Here is a 13786-nt window from a genome sequence, read left to right as displayed (position 1 = left end):
TAAGGAGGAACCGTCGATATGGCCAAAAAACGTAACCGTTCATTCGTGATCATCGGGCTTGGCACTGTCGGCAGCACCGTTGCAACCGACCTTGCGCGCAACGGCAACCATGTCATGGGCATCGACATCCACGAAAAATCCGTCGCCGCCCTGTCTGATATTCTGTCCGAAGCCGTGATTGCCGATGGCCGGGACGAAGATGCGCTTCGCGAAGCAGGGGTGGATAAATATGACGTTGCCCTGATTGCAATCGGCGAAGACCTTGAAGCCAACATTCTGTGCACGATGAATGTCAAACTGCTCGGCGTGGAAACCGTCTGGGTGAAGGCGATCAACAAAACCCACCACCGCATCCTGACCAAGCTTGAGCCCGACCGGGTTATCTTGCCTGAACAGGAAATTGGTCAACACATCGCCCAAAAGCTTCATAACCCGGCCGTGCGCGATTACCTAAGCCTTGGCAACGGTATGCATGTCATCAATCTTGAAGTTCAGGAAAATATGGCCGGTAAAACGATTGAATCGCTCGAACTTGAAGGGTCCCACGAATTGCGCTGCCTTGGCATTTTGCGCGGGTCGGAATTTGTCAGCTGTGACACCGGTTCTGTGACCATGCAAGAATGCGATAAAATCCTGATCTTGGGCCGTCGCCAAAACCTGCGCGACTTTAGCAACGGCATATAACCCATGCGGGTATCATTCCCATTCCTATCGCGTAAACAGGTGCGGATTGCACCGCCGCTTTTGCTGACGATCCTGTATCTGGTGCTGATCCTGATTGGTTCCGGGGCACTTTACCTGCCCGCATCGGTCACGCAACCGATCACTTTTTCCGATGCACTGTTTACCGCCACCTCCGCCGTTACGGTTACCGGTTTGGCGGTTGTCGATACCGGATCAAATTTCACCTTCGTTGGTCAGGCATTGATTTTGATGCTGATCCAGCTGGGTGGATTGGGTTTGATGACCTTTGCCGCCCTTGTCCTTTCCGTTCTGGGGCTACCCATTGGGCTGCGCCATCACAACTTTCTGCTGGAAGATTTAAACCAGACATCCCTTCATCATCTGGCCGGCCTCATCAAAACCATTCTATCGGTTGTCCTGACCTGTGAATTGGTCGGCAGTATTTTACTTTTGACCGTGTTCGTGCCCGATCTTGGCTGGAAACAAGGGGCGTGGTTTTCCGTCTTCCATTCGGTTTCGGCGTTTAACAATGCCGGTTTTTCCCTGATGCCCGATAGCCTGACCCGCTGGGCGACCAATCCGATGATGAACCTGATCATCCCGGCCCTTTTGCTGATTGGTGGTATCGGGTTTAGTGTGATTTCAGATGTTTCGCGTCACCGCAATTGGCGCCAGCTTTCGCTGCACAGCAAATTGATGCTGACGGGGTCGGCGGCCCTGATCATTTGGTCGGTTGCGATGTTTGCCGCCCTTGAATGGACCAATCCAGACACACTTGGCGCATTCACAAACCCGCTTGATAAGCTGCAAGTCAGCTGGTTTCAGGGGTTCACCACCCGAACGGCGGGCTTTAACACGGTCGATATCGGGGCACTTCACGATACGACGGCACTCACCGTGATGCTGTTAATGATCATCGGCGCGGGCAGCACATCGACCGCTGGCGGGATCAAGGTCACCACCTTTATCGTATTGGTGATGGCAACCATCGCGTTTTTCAGACGCCACAATCATTTGCACGCCTTTGGCCGCAGCATCAAACTCGAAGAAGTCATGAAAGTCCTGGCACTGACCATGATGTCGATCTTCGTGATCATGAGCGGTATTTTCGTGATTACCCTTTCGCATGATGGCGACTTCCTAAGCCTTGTGTTTGAGGTTACATCGGCGTTTGGGACTGTCGGCCTATCACGCGGGATGACCGGGGAACTTGATACCTTGGGTCGTATCGTGATCGAGGTGACCATGTTTATCGGCCGTGTTGGCCCGCTTAGCCTTGGCTTCTTCCTGGCACGCCGAACCGCACCGCGCATTTCCTATCCGGCGAGCCAGATTTATTTGGGATAACCCCGCATATAGGCGGGCAAAGCTAATCACGCTCAAGCGAGGTGACAAATGTTTGATTCGCCGTTTTCAGATGGTTTTCAAGGGCGGCCATTGCCCCATCCTCATCACGTCTGAGGATGGCATCAATGATGGTCAGGTGTTCTTGGGCAGCAAATCCATTGCGTTCAACTTGGCGCTTTTTGCACCAACGGTAATGGAAATGGAAAATCAAAGAGATTGAGTCTTGAAAGCTGTCCATAAACCGGTTGCCCGCCGCCGCGTTTAAGGTGCGGTGAAAGCGTGTATCAAGCTCGGAAAATTCGGTGAACCGCGTTTTGATGTCGCGATGAAGCTGCACATGTTCTTCGCGTAGGCGGATCAGTTGCCCCCAAAACGGGGCTTCTGGCGGAATATCGAAAACCGCCTTGATCGCGCGATGTTCAAACAATTGGCGGACTTCATGAAGCTCAAGCGCATATTGCTCGGTAAATCCTTCAAGGATCCAGCTGCGATGCGGTTCCTTGCGGATAAAGCCAAACCGACTGAGCCCAATCAGAAATTCACGCACAACGGTGTTTGAGACACCAAATCGCCGGGCCAATGCTGCTTCGCTTAATCGGCTTCCCGGTGCGGGCTGCGCATCTTTCAGCCACACCATAAAATCGTTCTCAAGCTGCTCTTCAAGGCTTCTGATTTCGCGAAGCTCAAAATAATCAGCACGGGTTGGTTTGCGTAAAAAATCTGCCGGGGATGACACATCGGAAATCAGTTTGATCTCTGCCCCGCGAAGCAAAACATTGCGCGCAATGGTCCGGCTGACCCCAAGTAACCGTGCCACACCCGATATCGTATCGGGCATGTTGCCAATCAACACGCCATCAAGCCACGTATTAAAGCTGGTTTTGAATTTACGGTCTGAACGCGCCATCGGTGAACTGTCTTTATCCCTGTTTTTTAAGCATTAAAGACAGTTGAGTGCGATAGCAACTCTTCCCTAAGATAAAACTGAAAATAGAACAAAAAAGACTATGAAAATCATGGAGGTTACAATGTTCACCCGGAAAATTATCCGAGGCACTTTAATGGGGCTAACCGCCCTTGCGGCACTCGCATCCGTTGTTGGCACAGCCCAAAATGCCACCGCACAAGAAACACTGAAATTCGGCCACGTCTATGAGGTAGACACCCCTTACCACCGTGCCGCGTTAAAGGCATCCGAACTGTTCGCCGAACGCACCGATGGCCGTTACAAAATCGAAGTTTTCCCGGCATCCCAGTTGGGCAAAGAAGCCGCGATTAACGAAGCCCTGACCTTGGGCACAATCGACATCATCTATACCGGTGTTGCCTATCTTGGGCAGTCGTACCCGCCGATTTCGATTTCCGATTATCCATTTGCGGTACGCGGTTACGAACATTGGCTGAACTACACCAAATCCGACCTGTTTGCCGAACTTTCCCAAGAATATACCAACGTTACGGGCAATGCGATTGCCGGTCTGGTCTATTACGGTGCGCGCCATGTCACGTCGAACAAACCGATTTTGAAACCGGCTGACATGAAGGGTCTTAAAATCCGTACCCCGAATGCGCCTGCCTATCAGATGTTCCCGAAGGAAACCGGTGCAAACCCGACCCCGATGGCCTTTTCCGAAGTCTATCTTGCCTTGCAACAGGGTGTTGTCGACGCACAGGAAAACCCGCTGCCGACGATTAAGTTCAAAAAATTCTATGAAGTTCAGTCCAACATCAATCTGACTGGCCATATCCTGAACTCGCTGATCATGCTGGTTTCGCCAAACACCATGGACAAACTGGGTGAAGAGGATGCCAAACTTCTGATCAAATCCCTGCAAGATGCCGGGACTGAGGCCTCAAACGAAATCGTTCAGAACGAAAAAGAACTGGCCGATTGGTTCCGCGAACAGGGTGTCACGGTGAACGAAGTCGACCGTGGGCCGTTTATTGATGTCATCGCACCGCGCCTGAAAAGCAGCGACATGCCGTGGGATCCGGAAATCTTTGAGCGCCTCCAAGCAATCGAAGGTTAATCCCGCCCGACATTTCCGCTTTAAACCGGGGGACATCACGTTCCCCGGTTACGTCATGTTCGGTTTCCGACGGAGAGACAACTATGTCTGACATCAACAGGGATCTTTTCACCGAACAGGAACAAGAAGATCTCGCCGCCACTTCCTCTTTTAAGCTCACCTTGGCTGACATTCCCGCCTTGATCATTTTCGCTGCCCTGTTCGCCACCGTCTTTCTGCAATTTTTCACGCGATATGTCTTAAATGACTCTGTCGCCTGGACCGAAGAAATTGCGCGTTATTTGCTTATTCTTCTGGCGTTTGTCGGCGCGATCAAATGTCAGCTTGTCGACAGTCACATCCGGCTTGAATTCATCGATAAGCTTGCCGGGCGTAAATTGCCCATTCTTAAAATCCTGTCGCTGATCCTGTCGGCTGGTTTCTTTGGGTTTGCCATCTATTCGCTCAATGAACTGATGACCAAAACCGCCTACCAAAAAATGGTCTCCTTGCCGGTCCCCAAATACTACTTTTACGGTTTGATCATGGCCGCCCTTGTGGCGTTGGTCGCCGTTCATATCCGGCAAATTTACGTGCTTTTGCGGGGTAAAAAATAATGGCCTTCCTGATCCTTTTAATATCGCTGGTCGTGCTGATTATTGTGCGCGTACCCATCGCGGTTGCCCTTGGCCTGTCGTCGCTGTTTTACATCCTGATCGAAGGCATGCCGTCGGTCGTTTTGCTGCACAACATGATCAATGGCATGAACAGCTTTCCGTTGCTGGCCATTCCGTTCTTTATCCTTGCCGGTGGATTGATGAACTCTGCCGGGATCACCAGCCGTATTTTCGCCTTTGCGCGCGCCCTTGTCGGTTGGTCCCATGGTGGATTGGGGCACGTTAATATCGGTGCCAGCATCGTGTTTGCCGGCATGTCCGGTGCTGCTGTTGCAGATGCCGGTGGGCTTGGTGCCATTGAAATCAAAGCCATGCGCGATGCGGGCTATGATGATGACTTTTCGGTTGGCATTACCGCGGCCTCATCCACCATCGGGCCGATTATTCCGCCGTCTTTGCCCTTGGTCATTTTTGGCGTCATGGCATCGGTTTCCATCGGCGAGCTATTTGTCGCCGGGATTATTCCGGGTCTTTTGATGGCGGCATCCTTGATGGTGATGGTCTGGTGGATGGCGCGCAAACGCAATTACCCGCGTGATGTCGCCTTTAGCCCAAAACTGGTTGGCTCAACCTTCAAAACCGCTGTTTTGCCGCTGATGACGCCAATCATCATTGTTGGGGGCATTGCATCGGGCATGTTCACCCCAACCGAGGCCGCCGTATGTGCCGCAAGCTACGCGCTGATGTTGGGCATGTTGGTCTATCGCACGCTGAGCTGGAAAAAGTTGATGCGGGTGTCGATCGATACCATCGAAACCACCGCATCGATCCTTTTGATTGTCGGCACGGCCAGTGTCTTTGCCTGGATCCTTGCCGCCAATCAGGCCGCCGTCATTTTTTCCGAAACGCTTTTGGGACTGACTGAAAACAAAACCATCATCCTTTTGATCATCACGCTGATTGTTTTGGTGATTGGCCTGTTCATGGAAACGATTGCCGCAATTTCGATTCTGGTGCCGGTTCTATTGCCCGTTTCGATCCAACTGGGCATCGATCCGGTTCATCTTGGCATTATCGTTATTTTGAACCTGATGATCGGCCTTTTAACGCCACCAATTGGCATGGTGCTTTATGTGTTGTCCAAGGTGTCATCGGTTCCGTTTGAACGATGTGCCAAGGCAACGATGCCGTTTTTGGTTCCGTTGATCGGGGTGTTGCTGTTGCTGACGTTTGTGCCGTCCATAACGCTGTTCTTGCCCGATCTTCTATATCGGCAATAAGGGCACGCACATCGGGCTGCACACTGCATGGCCCTGATCAAACGATACATAATGAAGTGATCCCAGCTGGTTACGGAAACCAGCTGGGATCACGCAAGCCTTAAGGCTTAAGGCTCAATCGACAACAAACAGGGTCGCACCCGTTTGCGTCGAAGACCGGTGTGCTTCGGCATTGTCCGCCACCTGATAACTCATACCGGGTTTGAGGGTATAGGTCCGGCCATCGTCAAGCTCGGTCACCAATTCACCCTCCAAACACAACAAAATATGCCCCTTGCTGCACCAATGGTCCGCCAGATAGCCCGGGGAATAGGTCACCATCCGCACCCGGATCGGGCCGAAATTCTGTGTCCGCCAGGTTGCCATACCTGTCTCACCAGTATGTTCGGTGGGCTCAATCGCGGACCAATCGGTGGTGCCAAACGGCAAATTGGCGATATCCATGGTAAAATCTTTCACTAAATCTGGGACCAGCTCAAAGGACGGGACATGACGCCAAATTAGTCGCCGTGCCCAAAGACGGTCAATCGCTGTCCGCGCACACCTGTCATATCAGTTAAACGCGGTATTAATCTTTACACTATAGTCAGTTAGTTGGTGATCAACGAGTCGCACCCAAGGACAAACCGTATTTTGTTACCCACAACCATCGCAACCAATCAAAATTACTCGGCACAACGTCTGTCGGACATGCGCCGTGCTTTGGCTGCGCGACTGACGGGGGATAATTTTTGTGTGGTTGTCACCGGGTCCTATGGCCGCCACGAAGCATCTGATCAGTCCGATCTTGATTACTTCATCATTGGCCGCGAAGCCGAACGCGCACAAGCGCCGCACAGCGAAGTTTCAGACATTCTTGGCAAGATGGTTACCAAGAAACCGGCGGTAAACGGGCCATTTTCGTCCTATATCACCGCCGAGGAACTGGTGAACCGCATTGGCCTTGATGGCGACACCAACTCCATCACCACCCGGCGGCTGTTGTTTTTGCTTGAATGTGAATGGCTTTATAATGAAACGGGCAAGCGGAAATTCTTTGATGATTTGATCGCCAATTACGTGACAACTACGGTCACCCGGGATTCCATTGCGCGCTTCTTGGTCAATGACGTGATCCGCTATTACCGCACCATCAGTGTTGATTTTGAAATCAAAACCCGCGAAGGCGACGCCAGCAAGGCATGGGCACCACGGCGCCTGAAACTCGTTTTCTCGCGCAAGATGCTTTATTTCGGCGGCATTATTGCCGCAGCAGAAACCGCAGGCCGGGATTACACCGGAAAACGCGAAAAACTGTCCGAACTTTTGCAACTCCCGCCGATCACCCGCCTGCAAACCGTGTTTGGGACGAAAAGCCTGCCAGCCCTTGAACTGTATGATCGGTTCCTGTGCGAATTGTCTGATCCAGAAGTCCGCGCACGCCTTGAAAAGGTTGGCCCAAATGATCGCAATGACACCGAACTTCGGTCCTTGCTTGATGCCGGTAAAAGCTTTTCGCGCGAATTGATCAAACTTCTTAAGGACCGCTACGGCCCGGATCATCCGATCCACGAAGCTCTTTTGATGTAGGCATCCGTAACGAACTCGAACACCCGTCCAAAGACGTTGGCTAGTTCGATGGTTCGGTCACATATTTATGGTAATTGGCCCGATCAAGGTCATGAACCTCGACCGAAAATTGCACCGCATAGTCCCCCACCAAATCTGCCAATTCTGCCCGAAGCAAACCAAGCGCCGTTTCACCGGTGGTAAACTTGACCGCGTCACTGCGCCCCGACAGCATTCGAATATCCAGATGCACCATCGCATGCTGTGCACCACCATCGGCAATCACGACGGTATCAAGCGGTGAAATACGGGTCTTAAACGACCCCAGTTCGGCATCCGCCGTTTTGGCAATCGCATGATGAAGGGCAACAGCCAGTGCGGGCAATGATTCGGCAATCGGCAGTTTGGCGGAATATTCGATTTCAAGTTGGGGCATATGGGTGATCCTTTTTGGTTATTTTGACCTTAGCCCAAGGCGGCTTTGCCCCAAACAAAAAAGCCGGCCCGAATAAACGGACCGGCTTTGATGCACATTGGCAGATGCCAATTAGTAACGATAATGATCCGGCTTGAACGGACCTGCCTGCGGAACGGCAATATATTCAGCCTGTTCTTTCGAAAGCTTGGTCAGTTTCACGCCAAGACGATCAAGGTGCAGGGCTGCAACTTTTTCATCAAGGTGTTTCGGCAGGACATAGACCTTGTTTTCGTAATTCGCGTGGTTTTTCCAAAGCTCGATCTGGGCCAGCACCTGGTTGGTGAAGGAAGCCGACATCACAAAGCTTGGGTGACCGGTTGCGCAACCAAGGTTCACCAAACGACCTTCGGCCAGAACGATCAAACGTTTGCCATCCGGGAATTCGACTTCGTCGACCTGCGGCTTAACGTTTTCCCATTTGTAGTTCTTAAGCGAACCAATCTGGATTTCGGAATCGAAGTGACCGATGTTGCAAACAATTGCGCGGTCTTTCATCGCACGCATGTGGTCAAGCGTGATGATGTCGATGTTACCCGTGGTGGTGACAAAGATATCGCCAACCGGTGCTGCGTCTTCCATGGTGGTGACTTCGTAACCTTCCATCGCGGCCTGCAATGCGCAGATCGGATCGATTTCGGTCACAAGAACACGGGCACCCTGGCTACGAAGCGACGCAGCCGACCCTTTACCAACATCACCAAAACCGGCAACAACACCGATTTTACCGGCAACCATTACGTCGGTTGCACGTTTGATGCCATCGACCAGGCTTTCGCGGCAACCATACAGGTTGTCGAATTTCGATTTGGTGACCGAGTCATTGACGTTGATCGCCGGAACCTTAAGCGTGCCTTTTTTCGCCATTTCGTAAAGGCGGTGCACACCGGTGGTGGTTTCTTCAGAAAGACCTTTGATGTCTTCAAGAAGTTCCGGATATTTGTCGTGGATCAGCTGGGTAACGTCGCCGCCATCATCAAGGATGAGGTTCGGCTTCCAACCGTTCGGACCCGTAATGGTCTGCTCGATGCACCACCAAAACTCTTCCTCGGTCTCACCTTTCCAGGCAAATACCGGGATGCCAGCAGCAGCCATCGCCGCAGCAGCCTGATCCTGGGTCGAGAAGATGTTGCATGAAGACCAGCGAACTTCCGCACCAAGCGCGGTCAGCGTTTCAATCAGAACAGCGGTCTGAATGGTCATGTGCAGGCAACCAACGATGCGTGCACCCGCAAGCGGTTTGGCAGAACCGTATTCTTCGCGCAGCGCCATCAGGCCCGGCATTTCGGTTTCGGCAATCGCGATTTCCTTGCGGCCCCATTCGGCCAGCGAGATGTCTGCGACCTTGCAATCGGTAAAGTTCGACATGTCGTCTCCAATCAAACAGAAATGGCGCAGCCGCAATGGCACCTGCCGTACGGTTACGCTGATAAATTCTTGGGCAGCCGTTATCTCGGCTGCGATGGAAGACATATAAAGATTTCTTTATGTCTATTTCAAGTGTTTTCTTCTGTAAAATTTTGGTGCGCAAAACAATGCCTTGCCTTGGTCCGACAAAAGTCGAGCAAGATCAAAAGGTCACCATCATTTGTATGAGGAAAGAAATCGCGCAGATATTTATTCACGCAAGATCATTGAAATCATCAAGCATCATCGCAATGCGGGCGGAATCCCATTGTTCCATCACGCGGTCGGCCTGATGTTTGGAATTGCGCGTATCAAGACGGCGCAAACGTTGTTTGACCAACAGTAAATTCACCGGCGACATCGACAAATTGCGCAACCCAAACCCGATAAACAGCGGCACATAGCGCGGGTCACCGGCCATTTCGCCGCATACACTGATCGGAATATCGCGTTCGTTCGACAGTTTGATCACATCGCGGATCAACCGTAAAACGGACGGATGCAACGCATCAAAAAGCCCGGCAACCTGATCATCGGTACGGTCAATCGCCAGCGTATATTGGGTTAAATCGTTGGTGCCGATGGCAAAGAAATCGCATTCTCGTGCCAAGGTATCGACCGCAATAGCCGCCGCGGGAATTTCAATCATCGCCCCAAGCGGGGGTAATTGATCGGGAATGGCGTGGCCTTGTTTGCGCAGGCGTTTTGCCACCGCCTCGTAAATTTGGCGGGTGCGCGTCATTTCATGAACGCTGACCACCATTGGAATCAAAACACGCACATTGCCATGCAACGATGCGCGCAAAATTGCGCCAAACTGGGCTTCAAGCAGTTCGGGCTTGCGCAATGACAATCGAATGCCACGCAATCCAAGCGCCGGGTTGGGCCCAGATCCCATATCGGCTTGCAACGCGACCGCCAATTTTTCCCCGCCAATATCAAGGGTACGGATCGTGACCGGTTTGCCATCCATCCGCTTTACGATATCGGCCAGTTCTTCATATTGTTCGTCTTCGTCGGGCAGGTAGTCCTTGTTCATGAACATGAACTCGCTGCGCAAAAGACCGATACCACTGGCACCGTTTTCAAGGGCGGCGGAAAGTTCGATTGGTAATTCGATATTGGCATGCAGATCGATATCGACCCCGTCGCGCGTGGCCGATGGCACATCGCGCAGGCTTGCCAATTTATCGCGCGCGGCCAGCCAATCGGCCCGCCGTTGGGTGTAATGCGCAATATCATCCTCAGTCGGCGAAAGGATGACCTCACCGCGTCCGCCATCGACAATGATTTGATCGCCGCCCGACACACCGCGAATAATCTCTGCCGCACCAAGGACAGCCGGGATGCCAAGCGACCGCGCCATGATTGCGGTGTGGCCTTCTGCCCCGCCGAGGGCGGTGACAAAGGCGGTAAGTTGGCCGGGGTTAAACCGGGCCATATCCGCCGGGCTGACATCTTCGGCAATCAAGATTGATCCGGTTGGCGCCATATCGGCCACACGATCGGTTTCCCCGATCAAGCAGCGCATCAAACGCAAACCAACATCGCGAATGTCCGATGCGCGTGCCGCGATATAGCGATCATCAATCCCTGAAAACTGATTGGCAATCACATCGATCACTTCGCTGACCGCATGCACCGCATTGAGCTGACGCGATTTAATCAGGTCTTCTGCCCCGCGCACCAAGCGCGATTCGGTCAACATATGAATGTAGGCATCCATCAGGAAACCAAGTTCCTCTGACGCTGCACCGCCCACATTGGCCGATTGGGATTTTAAACGTTTAAGCTGATCGATACTTTCGGCAACAGCGTCATGAAGACGTTTGATTTCGTCTTGGACCGCGTCGTCGGCAATTGGTTTGCGGCTGACCTGAACATATTGGCGGTTTAAAACAAACGCCCGCCCAATAACAATACCCCCAGACGCCCCCAACCCCGTGATCACACGGCGGTCGGCGGTTACATGGTCATTGCGCGTCGATGGGTCTTTTGGCGGAACTGTCAAACCGGGGTTCAGGACCTATCTTGTTGTTTCCCGAAAGTCATTTTACCCCCAATCATCGTCAGGGGTGCTTTTTTTATTCTTCGTCGAACTTGTCATTCACAAGAACGGTCAGTGCTTCAATTGCTTCTTTGGCGTCTGGGCCCGTGGCCTCAACCTCGATCTCGGTGCCAATTGATGCGGCAAGCATCATAAGCCCCATGATCGAAACACCTGAAACTTCGGTACCACGGTTGCGCACCATGATCGCCGATTCAAATTCACCCGCCAGTTTAACAAATTTTGCCGCTGCGCGCGCGTGAAGGCCGCGCTGGTTACTTATTGTTAAAATGCGTTTTTCCGTCTGCGCCATGTATGTCCCCGCGCTATTCCCGGCCAAAGCCCCAGCCTAACCCCAACTGGCCGGACACGCGTTAGCCATGCGCCCGGCCCTGATTTTTATCTTCGTCTTATTCTTCGCCGCTCAGCAGTCGTGATGCGACGTTGATGTATTTGCGTCCGGCTTCTTGGGCAGCATTGACCGTTTCGGCCAAAGTGCCTTCCCCCCGGACAGAGGCCAGTTTAATCAACAAAGGTAAATTTACCCCTGCGATGACTTCGACATGGGCCTGTTCCATAATGGAAATAGCCAAGTTCGACGGGGTCCCGCCAAACATGTCGGTCAAAAGCACAACCCCGTTGCCGCTGTCGACTTTTTCGACACTGGCCAGAATATCCGCACGACGTTGTTCCATGTCATCATCGGGTCCGATACAGACCGCTTCGACATTATCCTGCTCGCCCACGACGTGCTGCAAGGCAGATACGAACTCTTTCGCGAGATCGCCATGGGTGACAAGCACCATCCCGATCATGCAGTTTTCTCCATGTTATCAATCCCCCGAATGCGGTTCATCGGGCTTATCACGATGACTGAGATGAACGTCATATCCCAGTTCGGCAATCCAGTCATTTAGTATCCGTGCGATATAAACCGAACGGTGTTGGCCCCCGGTACACCCGATTGCGATGGTCAGGTAACTTTTACCTTCACGGGCATAACGCGGTAAAATCGGCTCGAGCAACGCCCGAAGCCGATCAACAAACCCGGAAAAATCCGGGTCTTCTTCAATATAGTGCCCCACCTTATCATTTAACCCGGTCAAAAGACGGAGATCCGGATCATAGTGTGGGTTGCGCAGAAAGCGAACGTCAAAAACCAAATCCGCCTCGGCGGGCACACCTTGGCGGAAGGAAAAGCTTTTAACAAAAACCGACATGCCTTCGATTTCACCGATGTGAAACTGGTCTTGCAGGATTTTGCGCAGTTCGGCTGATTTCAAGCGCGATGTTTCAATGGTCATGTCCGCGGTCGCGGCAATCGGCGCCATCAGGCGTTTTTCATGCTCGATCGCATCCACAAGCGGCCTGTCATGCGCCAGCGGATGGGGACGGCGCGTTTCGGTAAACCGGCGCTGCAAAACGGATGTTTCCGCATCCAAGAACACCACAAGCGGATCAACACCCTGCTGTTCACGAAGTTCGGCAATGATGGACACAAACTGATCGACGCCAAAATCACGGGTTCGGATATCAAGGCCAATGGCGGTCGGTTGTTCGGGGCGCTTGGCGCCGGAAATCAGGGCGGGTAAAAGTCGAAGCGGTAAGTTATCCACCGCATCAAACCCGAAATCTTCAAGGATTTTAAGGGAAGTCGTCCGTCCTGCGCCGGAAACCCCGGTCACAAGAACCAATCGATTTTTGAAATCTGTATGATCCACAAAGTCACCATTGGGCTGATCTGCCCGATCTGAGTTTACCGGTTCTTTATCTACCGGATCTGACGCCGTTGTCGCGCGATGTTCTGGACGTTTGGGCAAATCGGTTTCCTGTTGAACTACGGTTCAAGTTGCATCTGACCCGTTGCAAGCGCCAAAGCTACCCCAATCTTGGCCTCAACCGCCAGATCAGAAACACAAAATTTCCACTTTGGGATTTCGATCCCGCAAACCTGCTCGGATTCTGGGTTCGGCATACGGTCGATATCGCCCAGATCGTCGACCAAATCAACAATCAGCCGCACATCGCCCTCGGCCTTGGTTGGAAATCCGCGCACGACCCCGATACCGCGCACCTCAAACAGCCCGGCGATTTGCGGCGGGCAGGATGCAATCAACCGGCCATCGCGTGCGCAAAGATCGGTTCGGTCGTCGGAAATCAACACCGCACCCGATGACATCAGGCGAAGCGACAAGCTGGATTTTCCAGAACCTGACGGACCGCGCAGCAAAACGGCATACGCGCCGATCAGGATACAATTTGCGTGAATTTGGGACATAATGAAAAACGATGCTTGGCGGACGGGGCCTTGTCAAACCCCAAACGCACACGCCCCATCAGGATGTTTTGAAAACCGGCAAAAACCGATCATT

General features: G+C 52.5%; 15 protein-coding genes. 6 read left to right on the top strand and 9 right to left on the bottom strand.

Annotation, left to right across the window (positions count from 1 at the left end; all coding sequences use genetic code 11):
- Positions 1-18: 18 nt before the first annotated feature.
- A complete protein-coding gene (locus HCZ99_RS05335; RefSeq protein WP_167445848.1) occupies positions 19-684 on the top strand; it encodes a potassium channel family protein in 666 nt (221 codons plus the stop codon).
- Between the two features lie 3 nt (positions 685-687).
- Positions 688-2031 carry a TrkH family potassium uptake protein gene (locus HCZ99_RS05330; RefSeq protein WP_175581384.1) on the top strand — a complete coding sequence of 448 codons (1344 nt, stop codon included), beginning with the start codon at positions 688-690 and terminating at the stop codon, positions 2029-2031.
- A 22-nt stretch (positions 2032-2053) separates the two neighbouring features.
- Here the strand turns inward: HCZ99_RS05330 and HCZ99_RS05325 are convergent, their stop codons facing one another.
- Positions 2054-2938 carry a GntR family transcriptional regulator gene (locus tag HCZ99_RS05325; RefSeq protein ID WP_167445847.1) on the bottom strand — a complete coding sequence of 295 codons (885 nt, stop codon included), beginning with the start codon at positions 2936-2938 and terminating at the stop codon, positions 2054-2056.
- A gap of 121 nt (positions 2939-3059) precedes the next feature.
- Between HCZ99_RS05325 and HCZ99_RS05320 the strand changes: the two genes are divergently transcribed.
- From HCZ99_RS05320 to HCZ99_RS05310, 3 genes are all read left to right on the top strand, one after another.
- Positions 3060-4061 carry a sialic acid TRAP transporter substrate-binding protein SiaP gene (locus tag HCZ99_RS05320; protein ID WP_167445846.1) on the top strand — a complete coding sequence of 334 codons (1002 nt, stop codon included), beginning with the start codon at positions 3060-3062 and terminating at the stop codon, positions 4059-4061.
- A gap of 83 nt (positions 4062-4144) precedes the next feature.
- Positions 4145-4657: a TRAP transporter small permease gene (locus HCZ99_RS05315; protein WP_167445845.1), complete on the top strand. Its 513-nt coding sequence runs from the start codon at positions 4145-4147 to the stop codon at positions 4655-4657.
- Positions 4657-5937, top strand: coding sequence for a TRAP transporter large permease (locus HCZ99_RS05310; protein WP_167445844.1), 1281 nt, complete (start codon positions 4657-4659; stop codon positions 5935-5937). Before HCZ99_RS05315 ends, HCZ99_RS05310 begins: the two co-directional genes overlap by 1 nt.
- Before the next feature lie 114 nt (positions 5938-6051).
- On the opposite strand, the gene HCZ99_RS05305 is transcribed toward HCZ99_RS05310, so the two are convergent.
- Complete coding sequence (locus HCZ99_RS05305) at positions 6052-6381, bottom strand: DHCW motif cupin fold protein (protein WP_167445843.1); 330 nt, start codon at positions 6379-6381, stop codon at positions 6052-6054.
- Between the two features lie 189 nt (positions 6382-6570).
- Here HCZ99_RS05305 and HCZ99_RS05300 point away from each other — a divergent pair, with 189 nt between their 5' ends.
- Positions 6571-7506, top strand: coding sequence for a DUF294 nucleotidyltransferase-like domain-containing protein (locus HCZ99_RS05300; protein WP_167445842.1), 936 nt, complete (start codon positions 6571-6573; stop codon positions 7504-7506).
- Positions 7507-7546: 40 nt separating this feature from the next.
- Here HCZ99_RS05300 and HCZ99_RS05295 read toward each other — a convergent pair whose 3' ends face one another.
- The 7 genes from HCZ99_RS05295 to HCZ99_RS05265 form a co-directional block, all read right to left on the bottom strand.
- Positions 7547-7921 carry a 5-carboxymethyl-2-hydroxymuconate Delta-isomerase gene (locus tag HCZ99_RS05295; protein ID WP_167445841.1) on the bottom strand — a complete coding sequence of 125 codons (375 nt, stop codon included), beginning with the start codon at positions 7919-7921 and terminating at the stop codon, positions 7547-7549.
- A 111-nt stretch (positions 7922-8032) separates the two neighbouring features.
- Positions 8033-9328: an adenosylhomocysteinase gene (gene ahcY / locus HCZ99_RS05290; RefSeq protein WP_167445993.1), complete on the bottom strand. Its 1296-nt coding sequence runs from the start codon at positions 9326-9328 to the stop codon at positions 8033-8035.
- Between the two features lie 253 nt (positions 9329-9581).
- The gene (ptsP, locus tag HCZ99_RS05285; RefSeq protein ID WP_167445840.1) at positions 9582-11378 is read right to left on the bottom strand and encodes a phosphoenolpyruvate--protein phosphotransferase; all 1797 of its coding nucleotides are present in this window, start codon (positions 11376-11378) and stop codon (positions 9582-9584) included.
- A gap of 73 nt (positions 11379-11451) precedes the next feature.
- Complete coding sequence (locus HCZ99_RS05280; protein ID WP_167445839.1) at positions 11452-11727, bottom strand: HPr family phosphocarrier protein; 276 nt, start codon at positions 11725-11727, stop codon at positions 11452-11454.
- Positions 11728-11824: 97 nt separating this feature from the next.
- On the bottom strand, positions 11825-12229 hold the full coding sequence (locus tag HCZ99_RS05275; RefSeq protein ID WP_167445838.1) for a PTS sugar transporter subunit IIA: 405 nt from the start codon (positions 12227-12229) through the stop codon (positions 11825-11827).
- Between the two features lie 18 nt (positions 12230-12247).
- Complete coding sequence (gene rapZ, locus HCZ99_RS05270) at positions 12248-13234, bottom strand: RNase adapter RapZ (RefSeq protein ID WP_175581383.1); 987 nt, start codon at positions 13232-13234, stop codon at positions 12248-12250.
- Between the two features lie 17 nt (positions 13235-13251).
- Entirely contained in the window at positions 13252-13692 is a 441-nt protein-coding gene (locus tag HCZ99_RS05265) for an HPr kinase/phosphorylase (RefSeq protein ID WP_167445837.1), read from the bottom strand.
- Positions 13693-13786 lie beyond the last annotated feature (94 nt).

This window comes from Thalassospira lucentensis (genome assembly GCF_011806425.1).
GTDB lineage: Bacteria > Pseudomonadota > Alphaproteobacteria > Rhodospirillales > Thalassospiraceae > Thalassospira > Thalassospira lucentensis_B.
Note: the sequence above shows the minus strand (reverse complement) of the source record. Positions and strands in the feature narration are given on the sequence as shown.

Excerpts from the sequence above, each read along its gene's own strand:
- HCZ99_RS05335 (WP_167445848.1), top strand. The coding sequence starts at position 19 with ATGGCCAAAAAACGTAACCGTTCATTCGTGATCATCGGGCTTGGCACT.
- HCZ99_RS05330 (WP_175581384.1), top strand. The coding sequence starts at position 688 with ATGCGGGTATCATTCCCATTCCTATCGCGTAAACAGGTGCGGATTGCA.
- HCZ99_RS05325 (WP_167445847.1), bottom strand. The coding sequence starts at position 2,938 with ATGGCGCGTTCAGACCGTAAATTCAAAACCAGCTTTAATACGTGGCTT.
- HCZ99_RS05320 (WP_167445846.1), top strand. The coding sequence starts at position 3,060 with ATGTTCACCCGGAAAATTATCCGAGGCACTTTAATGGGGCTAACCGCC.
- HCZ99_RS05315 (WP_167445845.1), top strand. The coding sequence starts at position 4,145 with ATGTCTGACATCAACAGGGATCTTTTCACCGAACAGGAACAAGAAGAT.
- HCZ99_RS05310 (WP_167445844.1), top strand. The coding sequence starts at position 4,657 with ATGGCCTTCCTGATCCTTTTAATATCGCTGGTCGTGCTGATTATTGTG.
- HCZ99_RS05305 (WP_167445843.1), bottom strand. The coding sequence starts at position 6,381 with ATGGATATCGCCAATTTGCCGTTTGGCACCACCGATTGGTCCGCGATT.
- HCZ99_RS05295 (WP_167445841.1), bottom strand. The coding sequence starts at position 7,921 with ATGCCCCAACTTGAAATCGAATATTCCGCCAAACTGCCGATTGCCGAA.
- ahcY (WP_167445993.1), bottom strand. The coding sequence starts at position 9,328 with ATGTCGAACTTTACCGATTGCAAGGTCGCAGACATCTCGCTGGCCGAA.
- HCZ99_RS05280 (WP_167445839.1), bottom strand. The coding sequence starts at position 11,727 with ATGGCGCAGACGGAAAAACGCATTTTAACAATAAGTAACCAGCGCGGC.
- HCZ99_RS05275 (WP_167445838.1), bottom strand. The coding sequence starts at position 12,229 with ATGATCGGGATGGTGCTTGTCACCCATGGCGATCTCGCGAAAGAGTTC.
- HCZ99_RS05265 (WP_167445837.1), bottom strand. The coding sequence starts at position 13,692 with ATGTCCCAAATTCACGCAAATTGTATCCTGATCGGCGCGTATGCCGTT.